Below are 26323 nucleotides of genomic sequence, written 5' to 3' on the forward strand. Positions count from 1 at the left end.
GCGCCAATATTTGCCTTCAGCCTGTTTCAGGTGCAGGTCGCGTGAATGTGAATATCGGATGAGGGCTTTGCAATAGGCGGGGGATACGGTGTTACAGCGTGTTGCGGAAGCAGTTTTGGCCACGCGCCTGACATGTGCATCGAAACTTTCTGGTCTCCAACCTATTTATAAGGGTGAGACTTATTTTATCGAAAGCGTGGTTCGCAATGCGAAACAGCCATCTCAAACATCTCCACGTCCAGCGCGAGGAACTCGAGGCCAAGCTTGAGCTGCATATAGCGCGCTATTGTTTTGGCGAAGGTGACGTCGAGGACGGCACCGAAGCAGAGCTTCAGCAAAGGATTACGGAAATCTCCGACGAAATCGCCGCACTCGAAAGCGAGCGCGGCGAATAGGCGCGAGCGGCGATTAGCTGGAGAAATCGTCACAAGCTTGTACAGCGTGATTGCGCAATTATCTCGACATCGGCGATTGTTCGGCGCGATAAGATCGGAGGCGATCAACGCGAAGACGAGGAGCCGATGAAGCCGAGCCTGCCCACCCTCCTGAGCATCAATGGCGGCTATGTCGATACCGCCGGATTTCTTGCCTTGCACGGACTGTTCACGGCGCATGTCACAGGCAATTTCGTGACCTTCGGCGCGGCCATGGCGCTCGGAACGTCCGGCGCTGCGGCCAAGCTTCTGGCGCTGCCGGTCTTCTGCGTGGTCGTCATTCTCGCGCGCCTCATTGGCAGTGATCTGTCGCGGCGCAACCTGCCGACATTGCAGATCATCCTGTCGCTGAAATTCCTGCTGTTGGTGCTTGCCGCCATTTTCGCCATCCGTTTCGGCCCGTTCGCCGATGGGGATGGCTGGCAGGCGATCCTCACAGGCATGACGCTGGTCTCGGCGATGGCGATCCAGACGGCGGCTCATCGCGTCCATCTCGGCTCGACGCCGCCGACGACGATGATGACGGGGACGACGACGCAGATCATGATCGATATCGCCGATATGCTGCGCGGGGCCGAGCCGGAGGCGCGGGCGGCAATGACCGCCCGGCTTGCCCGCATGGGAGCTGCCGTCGGCGGTTTTGCCCTTGGCTGCGGCATGGCCGCCGCACTTTTTCTGTTCGCCGGCATGCAATGTTTCTTGCTGCCGCCGGTTCTGGCGCTTGTCGGAATTCTCATGCACACCAGTAAGGCTGCGGCGAAGCCGGCTTAGCTTTTCGTCCCGATCCTGCCAATCTTGCGCCTTTCTCCGGCCTTGCAAGTCGGCTACAGCTCTCTAACTCTACGCGTCGGATCGAATACGGTCCCCCGCGCTTGGGCTAGATGTCGTTGAAGGTTGAGAAGAGGTGATTATGGCAGGAGAAACGGTGCTTGTGGTAGGCGGAGCCGGCTATATCGGCTCGCATACATGTCTGGATCTTGCGAACAAGGGATTTCAGCCAGTCGTTTATGACAATTTCTCCAACGGCCATCGTGAATTCGTCAAATGGGGTCCGGCCGAGGAGGGGGATATCCGCGATCGCGCGCGCCTCGACGAGGTGCTTGCCAAACACAAGCCAGCCGCCATCCTGCATTTCGCCGCGCTGATCGAAGTGGGCGAGTCGGTCAAGGATCCCGTTTCCTTCTATGAAAACAACGTCATCGGCACGTTGACCCTGCTTTCGGCGGCGCAGGCGGCCGGTGTCGGGGCCTTCGTCTTTTCCTCCACCTGCGCGACCTATGGCCTGCCGCAGAGTGTGCCGCTCGACGAAAGCCATCGGCAGGTGCCGATCAACCCTTACGGCCGCACGAAATATATCGTCGAGCAGGCGCTTGCCGATTATGATCAGTACAAGGGGCTGCGCTCCGTGGTGCTGCGCTATTTCAACGCCGCCGGCGCGGATTTCGAGGGGCGCATCGGCGAGTGGCACACGCCGGAAACGCATGCCATTCCGCTCGCCATCGAAGCCGCGCTCGGTCGCCGCCAGGGCTTCAAGGTGTTCGGCAGCGACTATGACACCCGCGATGGGACCTGTGTGCGCGATTACATCCATGTGCTCGACCTCGCCGACGCGCATGTCCGGGCGGTGGAATATCTGCTGCGCGGCGGCGAATCCGTCGCGCTCAATCTCGGCACCGGCACCGGCACGACGGTGAAGGAATTGCTGGGAACGATCGAGACCGTGTCGGATCGGCCGTTCCCGGTCGAATATGTCGGTCGCCGCGAGGGCGATTCGACGACCTTGGTCGCCAATAACGACAAGGCCCGCGACGTTCTCGGCTGGTCGCCGAAATATGATCTGACTGAGATCGTCGAATCCGCCTGGAATTGGCATGCCAAGTCGAACCAGCACTGAGCAGCGTTCCTCTCTGAATGGTGTGGGCAAGCGCCCAAACGTGCTGTTGATTTCGGCCGATCAGTGGCGGGGCGATTGCCTTTCCGCGGTTGGACACGATTGCGTCAGGACGCCGAATGTCGATGCGCTGGCGCGGGAGGGCGTGCTGTTCCGCCGGCATTTTGCGGGGGCTGCGCCCTGCTCGCCGGCGCGGGCGACGCTCTATACCGGCCTCTATCAGATGAACCATCGCGTTTGCCGCAACGGGTCGCCGCTGGATGCCCGTTTCGACAATCTGGCGCTTGCAGCGCGCCGGGCCGGCTACGATCCGACGCTGTTCGGCTACACGGATACCGCGCCCGATCCGCGCAGCAGGGATCCTCACGATCCGCATCTGACGACCTATGAGGGCGTGCTGCCGGGCTTCACGGCGCGGCAGCTTCTGCCCGAGCATGAAAAGCAGTGGCTATCCTGGCTGCGTTCGCGCGGCCATGCCGATGCCGTCAGCCGCGAAATCCATATTCCCGTCGGCGCGAAGCCCGGCGAGATTTCAAGCAATGCGCCCACCTATTCCAGGGACGAGACGCAGACGGCTTTCCTCGCCGGCGAATTCATCCGTTGGTTCGGCGAGCAGGATGCGCCCTGGTTCGCGCATGTTTCCTTTCTGAGGCCCCATCCGCCGTTCTCGGTGCCGGAACCCTATAATCGCATGTTCTCGGCGAGTGATGGCCCGACTTTTGCGCGCGCCGCCAACCGCGAGGCGGAGCAGGCAGCGCATCCGCTTCTTGCCTTCGCCCTGCCGCTGATCGACAAGAGCGGTTTCATCTACGGCGGCGAAGGTCCCATCGCCGACTGGACGTCGCAGGATCTGTCGGCGATCCGCGCCATCTATTACGGCATGATTGCCGAGGTCGACGCACAGCTCGGGCGGATCTGGCAGGCGCTCAGGGATGCCGATGCCTGGGATGACACCTTGATCATCTTCACATCGGACCATGCCGAAATGATGGGCGATCACTGGATGCTCGGCAAGGGCGGCTTTTTCGACGGCAGCTATCATGTCCCGCTTGTTATTCGCGATCCGGGCCGGCCCGTTGCCCACGGTCGGGAAGTGGAGCATTTCACCAGCGCGGCGGATATCTTCCCGAGCCTGTGCGACCGGCTCGGTATCGAGCCTCGAAACCATGTCGATGGTGAGACGCTGTTGCCTTTTCTCGCGGGCGCGGTGCCGGAGGGTTGGCGCGAGGCGGCATTCTGGGAGTTCGATTTCCGCGATATCGCCAATGGCGAGCCTGAGCGGCATTTCGGCCTGAAATCCAATGCCTGCAACCTCGCCGTCATCCGGGACGAGCGCTTCAAATACGTCCATTTCGCCGGCCTGCCGCCACTGCTGTTCGATCTGGCGAAGGACCCGATGGAGCTTTCCAATGTCGCTGCTGATGGAGCCTACGCGGCAACCCGGCTTGCCTATGCCGAAAAGCTCCTGTCCCTGCGGGCACAGCACCTGGACCAGACGCTTGCCTATACGGAGCTGACGGAAGAAGGGCCGGTTTCGCGCCGGCCCTGATCGAGATTCAATGGCAGGCTATCAGGCAAACGGTCCGAGATAGGTCATCTTGCCGACGGGCAGGCCACGGCTGCGCAATATGCCGTGTGCCGTGGTGATGTGGAAGAAGAAGTTCGGCAGCGCGAACTTTGCAAGATAATCCTCGCCCTTGAAGACCGTCTTGTTGCCTCCCGGCGAGATGGTGACTTCCCGCTCGGCGCTGCCTTCCATAGCCTCCGGCGTCACCGTCGCGAGGAAATCCTGCGTTTTCTTCAGGCGCTCGCGCAGGTCGGCGACGGTCGTCTCGTTGTCCTCGAAGCGCGGAGCATCGATGCCGGCGAGCCGGGATATGGTGAGCTTTGCGGTATCGGAAGCGCGCTGGAACTGACCGGAAAGCGGCAGCATGTCGTCAAACAGACGCGCCGCGATGAGTTCATTCGGCTCGATACCTTTTTCAGCGGCATAGGCTTCGATCCTGTCGAGATAGGCGGAAAGATTTTGCAGGCCGCGCTGAAAGACGGGGACCGAGAAACTGTACATCGAAGGCATGCTTGTTCTCCGTTATGGCCGGCCGGGCGGCCGGTATCAATGGCATTCTACCCCGTTCATATGGCGATGGAACGTCGGTTCCACCTGAGGGGTGCCCGTATGTAGGTTCGATCGTCGATTCTTGCAGTATCCGCCCTGAGAAATCCGTCATCGCCGGCTTCTGCGATGCGGTCAGAAAATAGTATTGACCTTTGTGTGGAAAAATGGAATGAATATTCCGCATAGAGAATTTTACGGTTTGTTTGTTCCGTTTTTCAATGTGGCCGCCATGGGAGTGACGGCCGAATTGATTGTAGGTCCTGCGGTCGAAACCGGGGGCTCCGGCATTTAGGAGGGGTGCGGCCGGGCACCGTATCTGGGAGGAAAAACATGAAGAAATTCATCCTTGGCTCGGCGATGGCACTTATGCTGTCGACTGCGGCCCATGCCGAAACAATCGGCGTCTCGATGGCGCTGTTCGACGACAACTTCCTGACCGTTCTGCGCAACGGCATGCAGGACTACGCCAAGACCTTGAAGGGCGTGAACCTGCAGGTCGAAGACGCTCAGAACGACATCGCCAAGCAGCAGAGCCAGATTCAGAACTTCATCGCCAGTAAGGTCGATGCCATCATCGTCAACCCGGTCGATACCGACGCGACGGCTGCCATCTCCAAACTGGCTGCCGATGCCAAGATCCCGCTGATCTACGTCAACCGCGAGCCGGCGAACGTCGACAGCCTTCCGGACAAGCAGGCCTTCGTCGCATCCAACGAGCAGGAATCCGGCACGTTGGAAGCCAAGGAAGTTTGCCGGCTTCTCGGCGGCAAGGGCAAGGCTGTCGTCATGATGGGTGAGCTGTCCAACCAGGCTGCTCGCATGCGCACGAAGGACGTGCATGACGTTATCGCCACCGACCAGTGCAAGGGCATTACCATCGTCCAGGAGCAGACTGCCAACTGGCAGCGTACCCAGGGCGCCGACCTGATGACCAACTGGCTTTCCAGCGGCATCGAATTCGATGCCGTGATCTCCAACAACGACGAAATGGCGATCGGCGCCATCCAGGCGCTGAAGGCTTCCGGCAAGTCGCTCGACAAGATCGTCGTCGCCGGTGTCGACGCGACGCAGGATGCCTTGGCTGCGATGCAGGCCGGCGACCTGAAGGTCACGGTATTCCAGGATGCCGCCGGTCAGGGCAAGGGCGCCGTGGATGCCGCGCTGAAGCTCGCCAAGGGTGATAAGATCGAGAAGAAGGTTTACATTCCCTTCCAGCTCGTGACGCCGGCAAACGTCAAGGACTTCGTCAAGAAGAACTGACGGTGCGATGATCGACGGATGCGGGCGTTTGAGCCCGCATCCTCATAAATCCGAGCTGCCCGGGAGGAAAAAATGGCTGTCAGCCCATCCACCATGGCTGCGGTACGCGCCAGCGGCGCCGTCCCCAACGCCGCCTACCTGCTCAGCGCAGAAGGCATCCGCAAGGAATTTCCGGGCGTCCTGGCCCTCGACGATGTTTCCTTCCGTCTGAAGCGCGGCACTGTGCATGCGCTGATGGGCGAAAACGGCGCCGGCAAGTCGACGCTGATGAAGATCCTTGCCGGCATCTATATTCCAGACCAGGGCGAAGTGCGCCTCAAGGGCGTCGAGATCCGGCTGAAATCGCCGCTGGATGCGCTGGAAAACGGCATTGCGATGATCCATCAGGAGCTCAACCTGATGCCGTTCATGACTGTTGCCGAGAATATCTGGATCCGGCGCGAGCCGAAGAACCGCTTCGGTTTCGTCGATCACGCCGAGATGAGCCGCAAGACCGAAGAGCTTTTCCGCCGCCTCAACATTTCGATCGATCCCGAAATCCAGGTCAGCGAGCTTTCGGTTGCCAGCCGGCAGATGGTCGAAATCGCCAAGGCGGTCTCCTACGATTCCGACGTGCTGATCATGGACGAGCCTACCTCGGCGCTGACCGAGCGCGAGGTGGCGCATCTGTTCGAGATTATCCGCGGCCTGCGCGAACAGGGCATCGGTATCGTCTACATCACCCACAAGATGAACGAGCTGTTCGAGATCGCCGACGAATTCTCGGTCTTCCGCGACGGGAAGTATATCGGCACGCATGCGTCCACCGATGTCACCCGCGACGACATCATCCGTATGATGGTCGGTCGCGAGATCACGCAGATGTTCCCGAAGGAGGAGGTGCCGATCGGCGAAACCGTCCTTTCGGTCAAGGACTTGAGCCTCGACGGCGTCTTTTCGAATGTTTCCTTCGATGTCAGGGCCGGCGAAATCCTCGGTGTTGCCGGACTGGTCGGCTCCGGGCGATCGAATGTCGCCGAGACGATCTTCGGCGTGACGCCGGCATCGTCAGGCACGATCGAGCTTTTCGGCAAGAAGGTCGAGATTTCCTCGCCGGCGGCGGCGATCCGTCACGGCATGGCGTTTCTGACCGAAGACCGCAAGGACACCGGCTGTCTGCTGATCCTCAGCGTGCTCGAAAACATGCAGGTCGCCGTGCTGCACGACAAGTTCGTGCGTGGCGGCTTCGTGCAGGAGGGCTCTGTGGAGCAGGCCTGCGAGGAGATGGCGCGCAAGCTGCGCGTCAAGACGCCGAACCTTGATGAGCGGATCGAAAATCTTTCCGGCGGCAATCAGCAGAAGGCGCTGATCGGCCGGTGGCTGCTTACCAAGCCTCGCATTTTGATCCTGGACGAGCCGACGCGCGGCATCGATGTCGGCGCCAAGGCGGAAATCCATCGCCTGGTCACCGAAATGGCGCGCGACGGCGTCGCCGTCGTCATGATCTCGTCGGAAATGCCCGAGGTACTCGGCATGAGCGACCGCATCATGGTGATGCATGAGGGACGGGTCACCGGATTCCTGGATCGAGCGGAAGCAACTCAAGTGAAGGTGATGGAGCTGGCGGCGCAGTGACGCCGTCAATCATCGCAAGGGAGGATTGAACCATGGTTAGCAAAGTTGCAGAGGCGGCCGCACCGGCATTGACGCGTCCGAGACGTCGCCGTGTTCCGCCCGAACTCGGCATCTTCCTCGTGCTGATCGGCATTGCACTCGTCTGCGAAATCCTTGGCTGGATCTTCGTCGGGCAGAGCTTCCTGATGAACGTGCAGCGCCTGAAGATCATGATTCTGCAGGTCTCCGTCATTGGCATCATCTCCATCGGCGTGACGCAGGTCATCATAACCGGCGGGATCGATCTGTCGTCGGGCTCCGTCGTCGGCCTGACCGCCATGATCGCTGCGAGTTTTGCCCAGTCCTCCACCTGGGCGCGGGCCGTCTATCCGGCGCTGACCGACATGCCCTTCTTCGTTCCGATCGGCGTCGGGCTTTTGATCGGCCTGCTTGCCGGCTATATCAACGGTCAGCTCATCACCCGGACGAAAATTCCGCCTTTCATCGCCACGCTCGGCATGATGGTCTCGGCGCGCGGCCTGTCGAAGCTCTACACCAAGGGACAGCCGATCTCCGGCCTCACCGAGCAGTTCAATTTCATCGGTTCCGGAATCTGGCCCGTCATCGTTTTCCTGATCATCGCGGTCGCGTTCCATGTCGTGCTGCGCTACACCCGCTACGGCAAGTTCACCTATGCGATCGGCGCCAACATGCAGGCAGCGCGCGTGTCGGGCATCAATGTCGAGGGGCATCTGGTCAAGGTCTATGCAATTGCGGGGCTTCTGGCCGGGCTTGCCGGCATCATCACCGCCGCCCGCGTCCAGACGGCGCAGGCCGGCATGGGTGTGACCTATGAATTGGACGCGATCGCAGCCGCCGTCATCGGCGGTACCTCGCTTACCGGCGGCGTGGGGCGCATCGCCGGCACGGTGATCGGCACGGTCATCCTCGGCGTGATGATTTCCGGCTTCACCTTCCTGAACGTCGACGCGTACTACCAGGAAATCGCCAAGGGCGTCATCATCATCGCCGCCGTCGCCATCGACGTCTACCGCCAGAAGAAGCGGGCGAAACGCTGAAACGCCTGAAACAGGATCGATGATCCGAGGCGGGGTTTTGCCCCGCCTTTTTCATTTGCATCCGGCATTCCATGCAAATGCAAATTTTTTTCATTTGGGTATGGCGAATCCCGCCAGCTTTTCTATTCTGGCCGCTTTCCATCTGCTCCGCATGAGCTTCACCCAGGATAGACAATGCAGTCCGTATTCGATGGTCATAATGACGTTCTGTTGAGACTCTGGCATCACGAGCGCGATGGCGCCGACCCGATCGCCGAATTCAAGGATGGGATATCGAGCGGTCATATCGATGCGCCGCGCGCCAAAGCGGGCGGTCTGGCCGGCGGTCTCTGCGCCATCTACATTCCATCAGGCGACCTCGTCTTCGCCGATCCCGATCGCAACGGTCATTACGCAACGCCGCTTGCTGCTCCCCTGGAGCGGGCGCCGTCGCTCGATATCGCGCTGGAAATGGCGGCGATCGCGCTGCGGCTCGATCGCGCCGGCGCGTGGAAGCTCTGCCGTACCACCGGAGAAATTCGCGATTGCATGGAGAAGGGCATTTTCGCAGCCGTGATGCATATGGAGGGCTGCGAAGCCATCGATGCCGACCTCGTCGCGCTCGAAACCTTCTATGCGGCGGGGCTGCGTTCGCTCGGCCCCGTCTGGAGCCGCAACAATGTCTTCGCCCACGGTGTGCCTTTTGCCTATCCGAGCTCTCCGGATACCGGCCCGGGCCTGACGGATGCGGGCTTTGCGCTGGTGCGCGAATGCAACCGGCTGGGTATCCTCATCGATCTCGCCCATATCACCGAGAAGGGCTTCTGGGATGTGGCCAAGACCTCGGATCAGCCGCTTGTGGCCAGCCACTCCAATGCGCATGCGCTGACGCCCGTTGCCCGCAATCTCACCGACAAGCAGCTCGGCGCAATCAAGGAAAGCCGCGGCATTGTCGGCCTGAACTACGCGACGGCCATGCTGCGCGAAGATGCCCGCTCTGATGCCAATACGCCGATCGAAGCCATGGTGCGTCATGTCGATCATCTGGTCAGCCGCGTCGGTATCGATTGCGTCGGCCTCGGATCGGACTTCGACGGCGCGACGATTCCCGAGGAAATCAGTGATGCGGCGGGTAACCAGAAGCTGATTGCCGCCCTTCGGAACGTTGGTTATGCTGAAGCCGATCTTGTAAAGCTGTGTAGGGAGAACTGGCTTCGCATCCTGGCGTCCGCTTGGAAGGAAGGCAGCGCAACACGCGCGTCGCAATATTGATAAAAGCTCAAAGAAGGGAACGAAAACAATGATGATTACCAGAATGAACCGCAGCTTCCGCGTCCTTACGGCCGGTGTTGCTCTCTCTATTCTGACAATGGCCGTGCCGAGCGCTTTTGCCGCAACGCCGAAGGACACGCTGGTCGAAGGTTTTTCCTTCGACGACATTCTGAGCATGGACCCGGCGGAAGCCTATGAACTTTCCGCTGCCGAAATCACCGGCAACAGCTACAGCCTGCTCGTTCGCCTCGATATCAAAGACACCTCCAAGATCCAGGGCGATCTTGCCGAGAGCTGGTCGGTTTCCGATGATCATCTGACCTATACGTTCAAGCTGAAGCCCGGCCTGAAATTCGCCTCCGGCAATCCGATCACCGCCGATGATGTGGCATGGTCCTTCGAGCGCGTCGTCAAGATCAACAAGAGCCCGGCCTTCATTCTTACCCAGTTCGGCTTGACCGGCGACAATGTGACGGAAAAGGCCAAGGCCACCGATCCGAATACCTTCGTCTTCACCGTCGACAAGCCCTACGCACCGAGCTTCGTGCTGAACTGCCTGACCGCGACCGTCGCCGAAGTGGTCGACAAGAAGCTGGTGCTGCAGCACGTCAAGCCGGTGACGCCATCGGCCGACAGCAAATACGACAACGACTTCGGCAATGGCTGGCTGAAGACCGGTTTTGCCGGCTCCGGCCCGTTCAAGCTGCGTGAATGGCGCGCCAACGAAGCCGTCGTCCTCGAGCGCAACGACAATTACTACGGCGAAAAGCCGAAGCTCGCCCGCGTCATCTACCGCTTCATGAAGGAAAGCTCGGCGCAGCGTCTGGCGCTGGAGAACGGCGATATCGACGTTGCCCGCAACCTGTCGCCGACCGATCTCGCAGCCATCGAGAAGAACGCCCAGCTTGCCTCCACCAACGCGCCGAAGGGCACGATCTACTACATCAGCCTCAACCAGAAGAACCCGAACCTTGCCAAGCCGGAAGTGCAGCAGGCGTTCAAGTACCTTGTCGATTACGATGCCATCGGCAAGACCCTGATCAAGGGTATCGGCGAAATCCATCAGACCTTCGAGCCGAAGGGCCTGCTCGGTGCGCTGGATGAAAATCCGTTCAAGCTCGATATCGCCAAGGCCAAGGAACTGCTCGCCAAGGCCGGCTTGCCCAACGGCTTCTCCGTGACCATGGACGTGCGCAGCATCGAGCCGGATACCGGTGTCGCCACATCGATCCAGCAGACGCTCGGCCAGGCAGGCATCAAGGTGGAGATCATCCCCGGCGACGGCAAGCAGAAGCTGACCAAATATCGCGCCCGCAATCACGACATCTATTTCGGCAACTGGGGCAACGACTATTGGGATCCCCATTCCAACGCCGATACCTTCACGACCAACGACGACAATTCTGACGGCAGCTCGAACAAGACGCTCTCCTGGCGCAATACCTGGACGACGCCTGAGTTGGAGAAGGAAACCAAGGCAGCGCTGTTCGAGGGCGATGCCGCCAAGCGTGCCGCCATGTATCAGGACATCCAGAAGAAGTTCCTGGATGCCAGCCCCTTCGTCATCCTGTTCCAGCAGACGGAAGTTGCCGGCTATCGCAAGGACGTGAAGGACTTCAAGCTCGGTCCGACCTTCGACACCAACTTTGTCTGGCCGGTGTCAAAGTGATAATCCGGCAGGATTAGTCCTTTGAGCACTGTCGAGCGGAAAATGCAGGTGCGGCCCAAGAAGGGCCGTGCCGCTCCTTTTTTCATGGGTCTGCTGCGATTCCTCGTCGTTGCGATCACGACCTATCTCGGCCTTCTGGCCGTCACCTTCTTCATCGGACGGGTGATCCCGATCGATCCGGCGCTGGCGATTGCCGGCGATCATGCGCCTGCGCAGGTGATTGATCGCCTGCGCCGCGAAATGCATCTCGATCAGCCGCTGTACCAGCAGTTCTACTACTATCTGGTGAGCGCGCTTACCGGCGATTTCGGCACGTCGGTGCTGACGACCAATCCGGTCATGGACGACATCAAGCGCGTCTTTCCGGCGACGATGGAGCTTGCGACCGTCGGCACGATCATCGGTGCGATTTTCGGGGTTCCCTTCGGCGTGCTTGCCGCCGTGCGCCGCAACAGTTTCATCGACCAGATCGTCCGCGTCATCGGCCTCGTCGGCTATTCCGTGCCGGTCTTCTGGCTGGCCATGGTGTCGCTGGTCATCTTCTATGCGAAGCTGAATTGGGTGGCCTATCCCGGCCGCATCGACATCGCCTACGAATATACCTTCACGCCGATCACCGGCTTCTATCTGCTCGACAGCGCTCTGCAGGGGCAGTGGGACGTCTTCTGGGACGTCTTCCGCCACATCATCCTGCCGGCGTCGTTGCTCGGCTATTTCTCGCTCGCCTATATCAGTCGCATGACGCGCAGCTTCATGCTGAACGAACTGGGCCAGGAATATATCGTCGCTGCCCGCGCAAAGGGTCTTTCGGAGACGCGGGTGATCTGGGGCCATGCCCTGCGCAGCGCAGCGGTGCCGCTGATCACGGTGATCGCGCTGTCCTATGCCGGACTGCTGGAGGGTTCGGTGCTGACGGAGATCGTGTTCTCTTGGCCGGGTATCGGCTTCTACATCACCAGTTCGCTGCGCAATGCCGACATGAACGCCGTTCTCGGCGGCACAATCGTCGTCGGCACGGTCTTCATCGGCATCAACCTGTTCTCCGATCTGCTCTATCGGACCCTCGACCCAAGGACGCGACGTAAATGACGGCGACCGCTGAGACCACCCACCTCGGCTGGCGTGACTGGCTGCTGTCCGACCGGCCGCAGTCGCGCCGGCAGGCAAGGCTCGGGCGTGCCTATGTCACCTGGCGGCAATTCTCCGCCAATCGCCTGGCCGTTGTCGGATTGCTGATCATCATTGCGCTCGTGCTGGTGGCAGCGCTTGCCGATGTCATCGCGCCGCATTCGCCCGTCATCGGCGATCTGACCAATGCCTATCTGAAGCCTCCGGGCACGCCGGGCTATCTTCTCGGCACGGATGATCTCGGGCGCGACATCCTTTCCCGCCTCATCTACGGTTCGCGGTGGACGCTCTACATCGTCGTGCTGGTGGCGATCATATCGGCGCCGATCGGGCTCATCATCGGCATGGTTTCCGGCTACCTGGGCGGCTGGGTCGACACCGTGCTGATGCGCATCACAGACATCTTCCTCGCCTTCCCGAAGCTGGTGCTGGCGCTCGCCTTTGCCGGTGCGCTCGGGGCGGGCATCGAGAACGCCGTCATTGCCATCGCGATCACCTCCTGGCCGCCCTATGCGCGTCTGGCGCGGGCGGAAACGATGACGGTGCGTCACTCCGATTATATCGCCGCCGTGCAGCTCATGGGCGCCTCGTCGCTGCGCATCATCTTCCGCCACATCATGCCGCTGTGCATCTCCTCGGTGATCGTGCGTGTGACGCTCGATATGGCCGGCGTCATCCTGACCGCGGCCGGTCTCGGCTTTCTCGGCCTCGGCGCGCAGCCGCCCCTGCCGGAATGGGGCGTCATGATCGCAAACGGCTTCAAATATTATCTCGACCAGTGGTGGGTGGCGGCCATGCCCGGCATTGCGATCCTGATCGTCAGCCTCGGCTTCAACCTGCTCGGCGACGGTCTGCGCGACGCGCTCGATCCGAAGGAGAGCGGCCAATGACGACGATGTTGACCGTAGAAAACCTGAGGGTTCGTTATCCGACGCGCACGGGCGTCATCGAAGCGGTGCGCGGCGTGTCCTTCACGCTCGGCCGCGAAAGGCTCGGCATCGTCGGCGAAAGCGGCTCCGGCAAGTCGCAGACGGGCCGGGCTATCATGGGCCTGACGCCGCCGCACGCTCTCGTCAGCGCCGACACGCTGAATTTCAGCGGTATCGAGCTGCTGTCGGTCTCGGCCAAGGAGCGGCGGTCTTTGCGCGGCAAGCGCATCGCCATGGTGCTGCAGGATCCGAAATATTCGCTCGATCCTGTCATGCCCATCGGCCGGCAGATCACCGAGACGCTGCGCACGCATGAGAAGGTGGGCAGGGGAGAAGCGCGCGACCGCGCCATGGCGATGTTGGAGGCCGTGCAGATCCGCGATCCCAAGCGCGTCTACGACCTGCATCCGCATGAAGTATCGGGCGGCATGGGCCAGCGTGTGATGATTGCGATGATGCTGATTGCCGGGCCTGAGCTTCTGATCGCCGACGAGCCGACATCCGCTCTCGATGTCACCGTGCAGCTCGATGTGCTCAGGATCATGGACAAGCTGGTGTCGGAGCGCGGCATGGGACTGATTTTCGTGTCACACGACCTGCGGCTGGTTTCCTCCTTCTGCGATCGCGTGATCGTCATGTATGCAGGCAAGGTCGTGGAGGAAATCAAGGCTTCCGAGCTCAATAACGCCCAGCATCCCTATACGCGCGGTCTGCTGAATTGCATGCCGGTCATCGGCGAGAACCGCCATCCATTGCCGGTTCTCGATCGCAAGCCGGAGTGGGCGGCATGACGGTGGCGCTCGCGGTTGACGGCCTCAGCGTCGTCTATGATGGTTACTACGCTCTCGATGCCGTCAGCGTCGAGGTGAACAAGGGCGAATCCTTCGGTCTGGTCGGCGAATCCGGTTCCGGCAAGTCGACGCTGCTGCGCGCTGTCGCGGGCCTTGCGCCCGTCAGCGATGGCAGGATCCGCATCGGCGGCGAGCAGTTGAAGGGAGCAAAACGCAGCAAGGCTTTCTATCGCCAGGTGCAGATGGTGTTCCAGGACCCCTATGGCTCCCTGCATCCGCGCCAGACGATCGATCGGCTGCTGCTGGAGCCGCTGGTGATCCATGGTATCGGCGACGGCGAAAAGCGCATTGCGAGGGCGCTCGATGAAGTGGGTCTCGGAACCGGCTTTCGCTTCCGCTATCCGCACCAGCTCTCCGGTGGCCAGCGTCAGCGCGTCGCCATTGCCCGCGCTCTGATCGTCGAACCCTCCATCCTTTTGCTCGACGAGCCGACGTCGGCGCTGGATGCTTCGGTGCAGGCCGAGGTGCTCAATCTGCTCGAACAGATACGCAAGGACCGCCATCTGACCTTCGTCATGGTGAGCCACGATCTCGGCGTCGTCACGCATATGTGCGAACGTCTCGCTGTCATGCGCAACGGCGCCGTTGTCGAGCGGCTGAGTGCAAAAGACCTGGCGGCGGGCGACGTGAAGGAAGACTATACGCGCAATCTGATGATCGCCAGCAAGGGCTTCGTCCGCACCTGATCGGACGGTCTCCAGACCCCGCGCGCTCGTTAACGAATGGCCCATCGAAACACGACCAATCGTATAGACTATTGACACCCGCCGCAATTATGTCATGATCTCGTTAATAGCAGTTAACTTTCGTGATCCCGATCAAGGGTCAGACGTTAAGTGGAGGCAGGCATGTTTTTCATGGGTGGCATGACCATGGGCTATCTTCATCCGCCGGTGCCGGCGAAAGAGGAACGCGTAGGGGCCGCCGCTCTTTCGGAAGAAAACAGCCGCCGCCGGACAGGTCCTGCCGAAGAGCAGGTCGCTGATGCAAGCGCCATAGAGCGCAGTTTGATTTGGGCTCGCCGCATTCTCTGCTGATTTTGGCTTTGCCGATCTTTCGGGCCCCTAGCAGTCCAGTGGTTTAATTTTTCTCAGACGGAGTTCTGGACGGAAATTCATGTCTACCTAATTGATAGGAAATATATGAATATCCGCCTTGGGCTTGGCCCATGAGATATAAATAAAAAACGAACGGAGGCAACACATGGCGAATTTGGGTATATCGAATACGCATGTGAATCAGTTCGATGGTTCCAAGCGCGCCGCGAAGACGCGGCACAAGATACAGATGGCGATTCATGTCGTTCTGTTTTCCGCGGCGTTTCTTTTCGTCGCGGCCATTGTTTGCGGCATCGTTGTTTAAACACGCTGTTCGCGAGGCGGTTGGCGTGACCGCCATCTGCGACGATGCAGACCATTCCTATAATATAAAGTGCTGACAAGCGTGGCTGACTGCGATGTCGAGCCGCGTCGTTTGGGTATGCTGCTTTTCAAACCTCCATTTCCACTTGGGACAATTCCTCTCCATCCGACTCACTGAACTTTGCCGGACAAAGAAAATTTGCCCGACCCGATGGTATACGCCTCGTGAAAACAGTAAGCTTCCCGCAAAGATGAGAGAGATTTCGGGAGGCGGCCGGGCGCAATCAGGCGTTTGGCGGCATGTAGAATGCCAAGTAACCCTTGCGCGCAGGTGCGTCGCGCTTCCCAGGCTCGAAATGAGCGTGACTTTGTCATCGCGGGATGGCGACGAGTAGGTTTTGCGGTGTCTCCGTTTCAGGCGGTAGCTCGCTTATGGTCAGCCAATCGGCCTTAATCGCTTCCGGAGCCGATGCGTCCCGAAAGGAATTTGCGAATCTTTTGAGGGGGTTCAGTTTAAGTTCATCTTCTGCGGGATATTGAGGGTTCAATATGCCGAACCATGCTGAATTTCCGCAATTGGATGAATCAGCCCAAGGAGAATGCCTCATGACCTTGATCGATTGTCGTTGACGTGTGCGGATCGCGGCCGGAACCATTTAGCCGCATATCCAGTTTCACGGACACTTCCTTTGGGATGATGGAAATCGCCATTATTCTCAAAAACCGCCCGTGAAAATCTTCGCCTCTATATGTTTGTTCTAAGCTGTCACCTCGAATTCACCCCCTTCGCCCGCCGGGAAGCGAAGCAAAAGGGTCCAGATGCGTGAATTCTTGTGTCAGGCAGGGCAAAAACGATAAAGGCGGCAATGCCACTCACTCTGTTTGGACCCAGAACCCGAATCCATGACATCTCAAAATCTCTCCACCGTTACGCCGCGCGATTCTGAAGCCAAGCAGATCGATCACAACGATGCGATCCGCGCGACCTATTTCTCCAACGAGCAGATACGGGAATGCGGCGCGACCTTCGCCCGCAATGGCGCCAACACCAAGCTGCCGGGCTTTGCACCGTTCGACTTCTTTGCGCGACACAAGGAGAACGAAAAAGAGATTCTGCGCGTCTATCGCTCGGCCAATGCCGATGTCGACGCCGGTGAATCGATCACGCCGGCCGCCGAATGGCTGCTCGACAACCACTACATCATCGAAGAAGCCATTCAGGAAGTCCGCCGCGATTTCCCGAAGAAATTCTACGATCAGCTGCAGACGATCACCCTCGGCGGCATGGTCATGCCGCGCACGATGGCGCTGGCCTGGCTCTATGTCGCCCATACGCACAGCACGGTTTCCGGTCCGGGCCTGCTGGCGCTGGTCGAAGGCTTCCAGTCGGTAGAGATGCTGAAGATCGGCGAGCTCTGGGCCGTTCCGTCGCTGGTGCGATATATTCTCGTCGACAATCTGCGCCGCATTTCGAGCCGCGTCGAGCAGAGCCGTCTCACGCGCAAAAAGGCCAATGCCGCCGTCGACGAGCTGATCCGCCTCAACGACGAGGCCAAGGTCGCCGAATTCCTGAAGACACTCGAGCCCTATACGTCGGACAATACCTTCGCCACGCAGTTCCTCTATCGCCTGCGCGACGGCTCGCACACTTCAGGCCTTGCCGTCACCTGGATGGAAAAGCGGCTGACCGAAGCCGGCACCGACGCCGAAAGCGTCATGATGGCCGAGCACAATCGGCTGTCATCAGGCAACGTGACGATGGGCAACATCATCAAGAGCCTGCGCCTGATCGACGACACAGACTGGTCGGTCTGGGTGGAAGACGTCAGTGCGGTCGACAAGCTGCTGTGGGACGAGACCGACTATGCCAAGCTCGATCCGGGCTCGCGCAACAGCTATCGCCGCCGCATTGAAAAGCTTGCGCGCCGTTCCGAAAAGACCGAAATGGAGATCGCCCAGGTCGCCATGGCGATGACCGCGGCGGCGACGGCGTCCGGCGAACATGAGCCCCATGAGCCGAATATCGGCGATTTCATCATAGGCCAGCAAACGGAGAAGCTGGAGAAGGCGATCGGCTATCGTCCGCCGATATCGACGAGCTTCGTGCGCCAGTGGCGCAAGCTCAACTGGCTGGCGATCGCGGCGCCGGTGCTGTTTCTCACCGCCGTGGTGCTAGGCGTCGTCGGCTATTACATGATCCAGGCCGGCATGGGCTGGGCTGAAACCGTCATCCTGCTGCTGATGTTCTCGCTGCCGGCCTCCGAGGGTGCGACCGGTCTCTTCAATTTCGTCGTCACCATGTATCTGACGCCGGCGCGCCTCGTCGGCTACGAATACAAGGAAGGCATTCCGGAAGAAGCCCGCACGCTTGTGGTCGTGCCGACCCTGATCGGCAATCGCGACAGCGTCGACGAGCTCGTCCGCAATCTCGAGGTTCACTACCTGGCCAATCCGCGCGGCGAAGTCTATTACGCGCTGCTCAGCGACTGGCCTGATAGCCAGGAGGAAGAGAGCGAGCGCGATCTGGAAATCCTGGACTACGCCCGCCGCGAAGTGGCTAATCTCGCAGCCCGCTACGACGAGGACGGCAAGCAGCGCTTTTACCTGCTGCATCGCCGCCGTCTCTATAATCCGGCCGAAGGCGCCTGGATGGGCTGGGAGCGCAAGCGCGGCAAGCTGCATGAGCTGAACATGCTCCTGCGCGGCGACCGCGACACCACCTTCCTGCCCGGCGCCAACACGGTGCCGAAGGATGTGCAATATGTCATGACGCTCGATTCCGATACGCGTCTGGTGCGCGATACGGTCACCAAGCTCGTCGGCAAGCTGCATCATCCGACCAACCGGCCCGTATTCGATCCCGACAGCAAGCGCGTCGTTCGCGGTTATGGCGTGCTGCAGCCGCGCGTCACCCCGTCATTGACGACGGGCAAGGATGCGTCGGTGTTCCAGCGCGTTTTCTCGGTCAATCGCGGCCTCGACCCTTACGTCTTCGCCGTTTCCGACGTCTATCAGGATCTGGTCGAGGAAGGCACCTTCACCGGCAAGGGCCTCTATCATGTGGACGCCTTCGAGGCCTCGCTGAAGGGCAAGATCGAGGAGAATGCCGTTCTCAGCCACGACCTGCTCGAAGGCTCGATGGCGCGTTGCGCGCTGGTCACCGACTGCGAGCTCGTCGAGGATTTTCCGATCCGCTATGAGGTCGAAGTCTCGCGCCAGCATCGCTGGGCCCGCGGCGACTGGCAGCTCCTTCCCTATCTCTTCAATCCGAAGCGCGGCGTGACCGGCCTCGGCCGCTGGAAGATGGTGGACAATCTGCGTCGTTCGCTGACGCCGATCGCCTGGTTCTTCGCATCCGTTCTCGGCTGGTATTTCATGGGACCGCTTGCCGCGCTTCTGTGGCAGATCCTGCTGATCTTCTGCCTGTTCGTGGCACCGACGCTGTCGCTCATCAACGGCATCATCCCCCGCACCAGCGATATCATCGCGCGCGCCCATCTCTATACGGTCTGGACCGATATTCGCGCCGCCAATGCGCAAGTGGCTCTGCGTATCGTCTTCATCGCCGACGGCGCCTGCATCATGGCCGATGCCATCGGCCGCTCGCTCTACCGCGCCTTCGTCAGCCGCAAGCTGATGCTGCAATGGCGCACGGCCGCCAGCGCCCAGGCCGCCGCGCAGACGACGATCCTCGGCCATTATCGCGTCATGTGGCATGCGCCGGTGCTGGCGCTGCTGGCCCTCGCCTTCGCCTCGCTTTCCGGCGACAACGCCTTCTTCGTCGGCATTCCCTTTGCGCTGCTCTGGATGCTGTCGCCGGCGATCGCCTGGTATGTCAGCCAGTCGGCGGAAACCGAAGACAGGCTTGACGTGCCGGAAAGCGTCTCGGCCGAGCTGCGCAAGATCGCTCGCCGCACCTGGCGTTATTTCGATACGTTCGTGGTCGAGCAGCAGAACCATCTGCCGCCTGACAACGTGCAGCAGACCCCGAATGCGGTTGTGGCATCGCGCACCTCGCCGACCAATATCGGCGTCTATTTCCTGTCGATCATCTCCGCGCGTCATTTCGGCTGGATTTCCTTCGAGGAAACCATCGATCGCATGGAAAAGACCATGGCGACCGTCGAGAAGCTCGAAAAGTTCCGCGGGCACCTGTGCAACTGGTATCACACCGATACGCTGAAGCCGATGGGCGCGCGTTATGTCTCGGCTGTCGACAGCGGCAATTTCGCCGGTCATCTGATCGCGGTGTCCTCGGCCTGCCGCATCTGGGCGGAAGCGCCCTCGGCGCATATGCAGGGCAACCTCGACGGCATCGGCGACGTCGCCGGCATTCTCGCCGAGACGCTTGCCGAGCTCCCGGACGACCGCAAGACCGTGCGGCCGCTGCGCCGCCGCCTGGAAGAGCGCATCGCCGGCTTCCAGAACGCGCTCGTCGCTGTCAAGCGCGAGCATGAGTTCGCCTCCATCCGCGTCATTAACCTCTCGGTTCTGGCGCAGGATATCCAGAAGCTGGCGGGCAACCTCGATCACGAGGTCAAGTCTCCGCAGAGCGGCGAAGTGCTCACCTGGTCGCAAACGCTGGTGAAGGTCTGCGAAGGCCATATCGCCGACAGCATTTTCGATCTCGCCAACGTCGATTCGCTGCGCCAGCGCCTGACGAAGCTGCGCGACCGCATGCGCGAGATCGCCTTCGGCATGGAGTTCGGCTTCCTCTATCGCCCGGAGCGGCGCCTGCTCTCCATCGGTTTCCGCGTCGAGACCAACGAACTCGATGCCGCCTGCTACGATCTGCTGGCTTCCGAAGCCCGCCTCACCAGCCTTTTCGCCATCGCCAAGGGCGATCTGCCGACCGAGCATTGGTATCGTCTCGGCCGCCAGGTCGTGCCTGTGGGGTCGCGCGGCGCGCTGGTATCCTGGTCGGGTTCGATGTTCGAATATCTGATGCCGCCGCTCGTCATGCAGGAGCGTCAGGGCGGTATCCTGAACCAGACGAACAATCTGATTGTCCAGGAACAGATGAACTATGCCAAGCGCCTCGGCACCGGCATCCCCTGGGGCATTTCGGAAGCGGCCTTCAATGCCCGCGACCATTATATGCACTACCAGTACACCAATTTCGGCGTGCCTTCGCTCGGCCTGAAGCGCGGCCTCGGCCAGAATGCCGTCATCGCGCCATATGCCTCGATCCTCGCCAGCCAGTATCGCCCGGCCGCCGCACTGGAGAATCTGCAGAAGTTGCGCAAGGTCGGCGCGCTCGGCATCTACGGCTTCCACGACGCCGTGGACTACACGCCGACCCGTGTTCCCGAGGGCAAGAAATGCGCTGTTGTCTACAACTACTATGCGCACCATCACGGCATGTCGATCGCCGCCATTGCCAACGTCGCCTTCAATGGCCGTCTGCGTGAACTCTTCCATGCCGATCCGGTGATCGAAGCTGCCGAACTGCTGCTGCAGGAAAAGGCTCCGCGCGATATTCCGGTCATGGCCGCCAAGCACGAGAGCGACCAGCCGGCCAACATCCAGGAAGATCTGCTGCGTCCGGAAATTCGCAAGATCGCCGATCCGGCCACGCAGGATCGCGAACTCGCCTTCCTGTCCAATGGTCACTACTCGGTCATGCTGACGGCGACCGGCGCCGGTTATTCACGCTGGAACAGCCTGTCGGTCTCGCGCTGGCGCCCGGATCCGACGGAAGACCGTTGGGGCACCTTCATCTTCCTGCGCGATACCGCTTCCGGCCAATGGTGGTCGGCAACCGCAGAGCCGCGCAGTGTCGAAGGCGAAAAGGTCAAGGTCACTTTCAGCGACGAAAAGGCTGAGTACAGCAAGACCGTGGGCGACCTCACCAGCGAGGTCGAGTGCATCGTTGCGACCGAACACGATGCCGAAGGCCGCCGCGTGACGCTGCTCAACATGGGCGCGGAGGACCGCTTCATCGAAGTCACCTCCTATCTCGAGCCGGCCATCGCCAGCGACGATGTCGATTCGGGTCATCCGGTCTTCGCGCGCATGTTCGTGCGCACCGAGATCGGCGGCAAGGGCGACATGATCCGGGCGGAGCGCAACAAGCGCGACTATAACGAGCCGGATATGTCGGTCGCCCATCTGGTCGTCGACAATGCCGGCTCCGAACGCCCGACGGAATTCGAGACGGACCGCCGCAAGTTCCTCGGCCGCGGCCGCACGCTTGCCGAAGCTGCGGCTTTCGATCCGGGCGCAACGCTCTCCGGCACGGACGGCTTCACCATGGACGCCTGCCTGTCTCTGCGTCGCGTCGTGCGCGTTCCGGCCGGCAAGAAGGTCAGCGTGATCTTCTGGACGATCGCAGCACCCAGCCGCGAGGACGTCGACAAGGCGGTCGACCGCTATCGCAATCCCGATACTTTCGGGGTCGAGCTCACGCAGGCTTGGACGCGCACGCAAATGCAGATGCGCCATGTCGGCGTCACCTCGCAGCAGGCGGCAGCCTTCCAGAAGCTTGCCCGCTACCTCGTCTATCCGGACATGCACCTGCGCGCCGACGGCGCCACCGTGCTGGCCGGTCTGCATTCGCAATCGGCGCTCTGGCCGGTGACCATATCGGGTGATTTCCCGATCTTCACCCTGCGCATCAACGACGACATCGATCTCGAAATCGCGAGAGAAGCGCTGAGTGCGGCGGACTATCTGCGCTCGCGCGGCATCAACGCCGATCTTGTCATCGTCAACGAACGCACCTCGGATCATGTCCAGGAGATGCAGAGCGAGTTGGATAAGCTCGTCGAGCACGTCCGTCACAATCAGGGCGACGGGCTGCGGCCGAATATCTTCTCGGTTCGCAAGGATCTGATCGAGAACGAGACCTACCAGCAGATCCTCGCGGCCTCGCGCGTGATCTTCCACGCACGAAACGGCAAGCTCGTCGACCAGATTGCCCGTGCGGCGACGCTGTTTGCCTCCTCGCAGTCTGACGGACCGGTGCCGGTCAATCGACTTGCAGTGCCGATGGCGCCGCAGAAGTCGGTCTTTGTTGCCGATGCGCTCGAAGCGCAGGACGATCTCGATTTCTGGAACGGCTATGGTGGTTTCGCCAAGGATGGCCGCGAATATATCGTCCGGCTCGCCGGCGGACAATCGACGCCGCATCCGTGGATCAACGTCATCACCAACGAGCGTTTCGGCTTCCACGTGCCCGCCGAAGGCGGCGGCTTCACCTGGAGTCACAATTCGCGCGACTACCAGCTGACGCCCTGGACCAACGACATGGTCCTCAACCGCCCGGGCGAGGCGCTCTACGTGGCCGATCTCGATGGCAACAGGGTCATGACGCCCTATGCGGGCCTGTCCCGCAACCCGAAGGTCCGGTACGAGACCCGTCACGGCCTTGGCTATTCCGTCTTCTCGAGCGAAGAGGATGGCGTGGCGCTGGAGCTGACCCAGACGGTCGATCGCGAGCGTCCGGTCAAGCTCTTCCGCCTGCGCCTCAGCAACAAGGGCGCGGGCAGCCGGCGGCTGCGGGTATACAATTATGCGGAATGGGTGCTCGGCATCAATCCGCACAAGACCAAGCCCTTCATCCTCTCGTCGCTGGACGAGGGGACGGGCGCGCTGTTTGCCAACAACCCCTACAGCATCGATTATTCCAAGCGGATCGCCTTCATGGCGGCAAGCGAGGCGCATTCGAGCTTCTCGGCAAGCCGCCGCGAATTCATCGGCCGCCATGGCACGGTGCAGTTGCCGGAGGCCGTCGTCTCCGGTGCGGCACTCTCCAATTCGACCGATCTGGACGGCGATCCCTGCGCAGCTCTTGCCTTCGATCTGACGATCGGGGCCGGCGAGCAGAAGGAGATCTGCTTCTACATGGGCGACACCGCTTCGCTCGAAGAGGCGCGTGCATTGGTGGCGGATATCCGCAAGGCCGACTTCGATGCGGTGCTTTCGGCGAACCGCGGTTTCTGGGATGATTTCACCGGCCGCGTGAAGATTTCGACGCCGGACAAGGCGATGAACAACATGATCAATGCCTGGCTGCCCTATCAAAGCCTCGGCTGCCGTATCATGTCGCGCACGGCCTTCTATCAGGCGTCAGGTGCCTTCGGCTTCCGCGATCAGCTGCAGGATACGCTGGCCTTCCTGATGCATGCGCCGGAACTTGCCCGCAAGCAGATCCTGAATGCGGCACAGCGCCAGTTCCGCGAGGGCGACGTGCAGCATTGGTGGCTGCCCGGCAGCGGCGCCGGCGTGCGCACGCATATCTCCGATGACGTCGTCTGGCTGGCCTATGCCATCAACCAGTACTGCACAGTCACTAACGACAGGTCGATCCTGGACGAGGAGCTTCCCTTCGTCGAGGGTGCTGCCCTGATGCCCGGCACACATGACGTCTTCTATCAGCCGACCGTCTCTGAGGACAAAGCCAGCGTCTACGAACATGCGGCCTTGGCGCTCGATCTCGCGATCAAGCGCAAGGGCGGCAACGGCCTGCCGCTGATCCTCGGCGGCGACTGGAACGACGGCATGAACCGCGTCGGCATCCAGGGTCGCGGCGAAAGCATCTGGCTCGGCTGGTTCCTGGCCGGTACCCTCACCGCCTTCCTGCCCTATGCGGAAGCTCGCGGCGACAAGGAGCGCGTCAAGCGCTGGTCGGATCATCTGCCGGAACTGCGCAAGGCGCTGGAAACGGCGGGCTGGGACGGCGGTCATTATCGCCGCGGCTATTTCGACGATGGCAGCCCGCTCGGCTCCAGCGAGAATTTCGAGTGCCAGATCGATTCGATCGCGCAGTCCTGGAACATTCTCTCCGGCGAAGGCGATAAGGCACGCGGCGAGAAGGCGATGAATGCCGTTCTCGACAAACTGGTGGACGACGACAACCGGATCATCCGGCTGTTCACGCCACCCTTCGCCAAGTCGGCGCGCGATCCGGGCTACATCAAGTCCTATCCGCCGGGCGTCCGTGAAAATGGCGGTCAGTATACGCATGCGGCCACCTGGGTCGTGATGGCGCTGGCGGAAATGGACCGCGGCGATGACGCCTGGCATTGCTTCGACATGCTCAATCCGGTCAACCATGCACGCGATCGTGATCAGGCCGATACCTATCGTGTAGAGCCCTATGTCGTTGCCGCTGATATTTACGGTGAAGGTGAATTGACCGGCCGTGGCGGTTGGACCTGGTACACAGGATCGGCCGGCTGGCTGTATCGCGTAGCAATCGAGGGCATTCTTGGCATTCGCGTCAAAAACGGCAGACTGTATGTTAGGCCGGCGCTGCCTTCGACATGGGACGGCTTTGGGGCGGACCTCGAACTGCCGAGCGGAAAATACCGTATTTCCGTCTCAAAAGCGCCCGATGCTGAGGGATACTCGGTCACCATAAATGATAGGGCAATCGCCCATCCCGAAGAGGGCTATCCGATCGGACAGTAGTGCTTTCCGCACTGTTTTGCTTCGACGATCGGGGCCAAAGGGGGAACTCTTTGGCCCCGATCGCATTTGATTGTCGGAACAGGAGAGTTTGATGAACTCGAGGGTGAATATCGACGCGGCTGCGGCAAAACGAATGAGTTTGCCAAAGCCTGCGGCGATGCGGGACACTCGGTTGGATGTCCTCAGGGCCTTGGCCCTGATCATGATCTTCATCAATCATGTGCCGGGGCAGTTCTTCGAGCAACTGACCACGAAAAACTTCGGCTTTTCCGATGGAGCGGAAGCTTTCGTTCTGATCTCCGGAATCTCCGTCGGCCTCGCCTATGGAACGAAGTTTCTCCGCGGCAATCGGCTGGCAATGATGTGGAAGGCGGTCAAGCGCGCCTTCACCCTCTATACCGCGCATATGATCACCACCTTCGTGACGCTGGTACTGTTCATCTGCGGCGCGTGGATCTTCCATCAGAAGGGCCTGTTGTGCGAGGTGAATATCCTCGCGCTGCTGATGGATCCGGGTCGTGGCATTCCGGCGCTGCTGACGCTCGGGCATCAGATCGGCTACAACAATATCCTGCCCATGTATGGCGCCCTGTTTCTGATGCTGCCGCTGATGATGCTGCTGGAGGCCAGAAATCCCCTGCTCCTGCTTCTCGTGTCCGCCAGCGTCTGGCTTGTTTCGGGCATCTATTACATCGCGCCGCACACGACACTGCTTGACGGATTCTGGTTCCTCAATCCGCTGTCCTGGCAGTTCCTGTTCGTCATCGGTTTCGTTGCCACCATGCATGTGAAGCGTGGCGGGCGGATCCTCGTTCATCCCGTGCTGATCGGGCTCGCTTCCGCCTATGTGCTCCTGTCCTTCATCTGGGTGACCGACAAGCTCTGGGTGATCGGCGATTATCTTGCGACATTCGGCCTGCCGACAGTCGTCACCGGCTTCGACAAGACGTTCCTGTCGCTGCCGCGATTGCTGCATGTGCTGGCGCTGGCCTATCTGATCATCAGCATACCGTCCTTATCAGCGCTGCTGCGGCGCTCGGCGAACCATCCGTTGACGATCCTCGGGCGGCATTCGCTCAGCATCTTCGTTGCGGGCACGATCCTTGCCATGGCCGGCCAGGTCCTTCTCTATGTGACCAACAAGAGTCCCACCGTCGGCGCGATCTATGTCGTCATCGGTATCGCCGCACAGTTCGCCTATGCCTATCATCTCGAGCACAAGCGGCTTCAGGCGGCTGGCCAACGTCCTGTGAAAGCGCCGGCCGCAGCGATTGCAATGCCCGTGCATTTCGGAAAACGCCGCTGAACGTTTTGTAGAGGCGCGCTTTATGCGCGGCTCAATTGTCT

19 protein-coding genes are annotated in these 26323 nt (G+C 60.7%); 17 read left to right on the plus strand and 2 right to left on the minus strand.

Annotation, left to right across the window (positions count from 1 at the left end):
• Positions 1–206 precede the first annotated feature (206 nt).
• The 4 genes from GA0061101_RS04090 to GA0061101_RS04105 all read left to right on the plus strand — a co-directional run bounded on the left by GA0061101_RS04090 (position 207) and on the right by GA0061101_RS04105 (position 3874).
• Positions 207–395, plus strand: a complete 189-nt coding sequence (locus tag GA0061101_RS04090; RefSeq protein WP_047554321.1) for a hypothetical protein — start codon at positions 207–209, stop codon at positions 393–395.
• A 126-nt stretch (positions 396–521) separates the two neighbouring features.
• The gene (locus tag GA0061101_RS04095) at positions 522–1205 is read left to right on the plus strand and encodes a YoaK family protein (RefSeq protein WP_037195783.1); all 684 of its coding nucleotides are present in this window, start codon (positions 522–524) and stop codon (positions 1203–1205) included.
• Positions 1206–1344: 139 nt separating this feature from the next.
• Positions 1345–2328: a UDP-glucose 4-epimerase GalE gene (gene galE / locus GA0061101_RS04100; protein WP_037195784.1), complete on the plus strand. Its 984-nt coding sequence runs from the start codon at positions 1345–1347 to the stop codon at positions 2326–2328.
• Positions 2306–3874, plus strand: a complete 1569-nt coding sequence (locus tag GA0061101_RS04105; protein ID WP_092573099.1) for an alkaline phosphatase family protein — start codon at positions 2306–2308, stop codon at positions 3872–3874. Before galE ends, GA0061101_RS04105 begins: the two co-directional genes overlap by 23 nt.
• 21 nt (positions 3875–3895) lie before the next feature.
• On the opposite strand, the gene GA0061101_RS04110 is transcribed toward GA0061101_RS04105, so the two are convergent.
• Positions 3896–4402, minus strand: a complete 507-nt coding sequence (locus tag GA0061101_RS04110; protein WP_037195786.1) for a DUF1993 domain-containing protein — start codon at positions 4400–4402, stop codon at positions 3896–3898.
• 208 nt (positions 4403–4610) lie between these two features.
• On the opposite strand from GA0061101_RS04110, the gene GA0061101_RS40730 reads away from it, so the two are divergent.
• The 11 genes from GA0061101_RS40730 to GA0061101_RS04160 all read left to right on the plus strand — a co-directional run bounded on the left by GA0061101_RS40730 (position 4611) and on the right by GA0061101_RS04160 (position 15238).
• A complete protein-coding gene (locus GA0061101_RS40730) occupies positions 4611–4733 on the plus strand; it encodes a hypothetical protein (protein WP_280518134.1) in 123 nt (40 codons plus the stop codon).
• 38 nt (positions 4734–4771) lie between these two features.
• Complete coding sequence (locus tag GA0061101_RS04115) at positions 4772–5701, plus strand: sugar ABC transporter substrate-binding protein (RefSeq protein ID WP_037195787.1); 930 nt, start codon at positions 4772–4774, stop codon at positions 5699–5701.
• A gap of 72 nt (positions 5702–5773) precedes the next feature.
• Complete coding sequence (locus tag GA0061101_RS04120) at positions 5774–7315, plus strand: sugar ABC transporter ATP-binding protein (RefSeq protein ID WP_037195788.1); 1542 nt, start codon at positions 5774–5776, stop codon at positions 7313–7315.
• A 32-nt stretch (positions 7316–7347) separates the two neighbouring features.
• Positions 7348–8373 (plus strand): ABC transporter permease, encoded by a 1026-nt coding sequence (locus tag GA0061101_RS04125; RefSeq protein ID WP_037195791.1) that lies wholly within the window; start codon positions 7348–7350, stop codon positions 8371–8373.
• Between the two features lie 174 nt (positions 8374–8547).
• Entirely contained in the window at positions 8548–9624 is a 1077-nt protein-coding gene (locus GA0061101_RS04130) for a dipeptidase (protein ID WP_037195794.1), read from the plus strand.
• 28 nt (positions 9625–9652) lie between these two features.
• Positions 9653–11293, plus strand: coding sequence for an ABC transporter substrate-binding protein (locus GA0061101_RS04135; RefSeq protein ID WP_037195796.1), 1641 nt, complete (start codon positions 9653–9655; stop codon positions 11291–11293).
• Between the two features lie 21 nt (positions 11294–11314).
• Complete coding sequence (locus GA0061101_RS04140) at positions 11315–12382, plus strand: ABC transporter permease (RefSeq protein WP_037195798.1); 1068 nt, start codon at positions 11315–11317, stop codon at positions 12380–12382.
• Positions 12379–13311 carry an ABC transporter permease gene (locus GA0061101_RS04145; protein WP_037195800.1) on the plus strand — a complete coding sequence of 311 codons (933 nt, stop codon included), beginning with the start codon at positions 12379–12381 and terminating at the stop codon, positions 13309–13311. Before GA0061101_RS04140 ends, GA0061101_RS04145 begins: the two co-directional genes overlap by 4 nt.
• Positions 13308–14141: an ABC transporter ATP-binding protein gene (locus GA0061101_RS04150; protein WP_037195802.1), complete on the plus strand. Its 834-nt coding sequence runs from the start codon at positions 13308–13310 to the stop codon at positions 14139–14141. The genes GA0061101_RS04145 and GA0061101_RS04150 overlap by 4 nt, the downstream gene beginning before the upstream one ends.
• Positions 14138–14887, plus strand: a complete 750-nt coding sequence (locus tag GA0061101_RS04155) for an ABC transporter ATP-binding protein (RefSeq protein ID WP_037195804.1) — start codon at positions 14138–14140, stop codon at positions 14885–14887. The genes GA0061101_RS04150 and GA0061101_RS04155 overlap by 4 nt, the downstream gene beginning before the upstream one ends.
• A 162-nt stretch (positions 14888–15049) precedes the next feature.
• Positions 15050–15238 (plus strand): hypothetical protein, encoded by a 189-nt coding sequence (locus GA0061101_RS04160; protein WP_037195806.1) that lies wholly within the window; start codon positions 15050–15052, stop codon positions 15236–15238.
• Between the two features lie 43 nt (positions 15239–15281).
• On the opposite strand, the gene GA0061101_RS39820 is transcribed toward GA0061101_RS04160, so the two are convergent.
• Complete coding sequence (locus GA0061101_RS39820; protein ID WP_162731006.1) at positions 15282–15599, minus strand: hypothetical protein; 318 nt, start codon at positions 15597–15599, stop codon at positions 15282–15284.
• Between the two features lie 866 nt (positions 15600–16465).
• Here GA0061101_RS39820 and GA0061101_RS04165 point away from each other — a divergent pair.
• Both GA0061101_RS04165 and GA0061101_RS04170 read left to right on the plus strand, forming a co-directional pair.
• The gene (locus GA0061101_RS04165; RefSeq protein ID WP_092573100.1) at positions 16466–24976 is read left to right on the plus strand and encodes a glycoside hydrolase family 94 protein; all 8511 of its coding nucleotides are present in this window, start codon (positions 16466–16468) and stop codon (positions 24974–24976) included.
• 91 nt (positions 24977–25067) lie between these two features.
• Positions 25068–26282 (plus strand): OpgC family protein, encoded by a 1215-nt coding sequence (locus GA0061101_RS04170; protein ID WP_081999507.1) that lies wholly within the window; start codon positions 25068–25070, stop codon positions 26280–26282.
• The last annotated feature ends 41 nt before the right edge of the window (positions 26283–26323 follow it).

Origin of the sequence: Martinezella lusitana (genome assembly GCF_900094565.1) — a bacterium.
Lineage (GTDB): Bacteria > Pseudomonadota > Alphaproteobacteria > Rhizobiales > Rhizobiaceae > Rhizobium > Rhizobium lusitanum.

Bases quoted from the DNA above. Each gene is read 5' to 3' on its own strand.
- GA0061101_RS04145 (WP_037195800.1), top strand. From the start codon at position 12,379: ATGACGGCGACCGCTGAGACCACCCACCTCGGCTGGCGTGACTGGCTG.
- GA0061101_RS04105 (WP_092573099.1), top strand. From the start codon at position 2,306: ATGCCAAGTCGAACCAGCACTGAGCAGCGTTCCTCTCTGAATGGTGTG.
- GA0061101_RS04095 (WP_037195783.1), top strand. From the start codon at position 522: ATGAAGCCGAGCCTGCCCACCCTCCTGAGCATCAATGGCGGCTATGTC.
- GA0061101_RS40730 (WP_280518134.1), top strand. From the start codon at position 4,611: ATGAATATTCCGCATAGAGAATTTTACGGTTTGTTTGTTCCGTTTTTC.
- GA0061101_RS04110 (WP_037195786.1), bottom strand. From the start codon at position 4,402: ATGCCTTCGATGTACAGTTTCTCGGTCCCCGTCTTTCAGCGCGGCCTG.
- GA0061101_RS04120 (WP_037195788.1), top strand. From the start codon at position 5,774: ATGGCTGTCAGCCCATCCACCATGGCTGCGGTACGCGCCAGCGGCGCC.
- GA0061101_RS04170 (WP_081999507.1), top strand. From the start codon at position 25,068: ATGAACTCGAGGGTGAATATCGACGCGGCTGCGGCAAAACGAATGAGT.
- galE (WP_037195784.1), top strand. From the start codon at position 1,345: ATGGCAGGAGAAACGGTGCTTGTGGTAGGCGGAGCCGGCTATATCGGC.
- GA0061101_RS04150 (WP_037195802.1), top strand. From the start codon at position 13,308: ATGACGACGATGTTGACCGTAGAAAACCTGAGGGTTCGTTATCCGACG.
- GA0061101_RS04115 (WP_037195787.1), top strand. From the start codon at position 4,772: ATGAAGAAATTCATCCTTGGCTCGGCGATGGCACTTATGCTGTCGACT.
- GA0061101_RS04160 (WP_037195806.1), top strand. From the start codon at position 15,050: ATGTTTTTCATGGGTGGCATGACCATGGGCTATCTTCATCCGCCGGTG.
- GA0061101_RS04135 (WP_037195796.1), top strand. From the start codon at position 9,653: ATGATGATTACCAGAATGAACCGCAGCTTCCGCGTCCTTACGGCCGGT.
- GA0061101_RS04130 (WP_037195794.1), top strand. From the start codon at position 8,548: ATGCAGTCCGTATTCGATGGTCATAATGACGTTCTGTTGAGACTCTGG.
- GA0061101_RS04090 (WP_047554321.1), top strand. From the start codon at position 207: ATGCGAAACAGCCATCTCAAACATCTCCACGTCCAGCGCGAGGAACTC.
- GA0061101_RS04165 (WP_092573100.1), top strand. From the start codon at position 16,466: ATGACATCTCAAAATCTCTCCACCGTTACGCCGCGCGATTCTGAAGCC.
- GA0061101_RS04155 (WP_037195804.1), top strand. From the start codon at position 14,138: ATGACGGTGGCGCTCGCGGTTGACGGCCTCAGCGTCGTCTATGATGGT.
- GA0061101_RS39820 (WP_162731006.1), bottom strand. From the start codon at position 15,599: ATGGCGGTCACGCCAACCGCCTCGCGAACAGCGTGTTTAAACAACGAT.
- GA0061101_RS04125 (WP_037195791.1), top strand. From the start codon at position 7,348: ATGGTTAGCAAAGTTGCAGAGGCGGCCGCACCGGCATTGACGCGTCCG.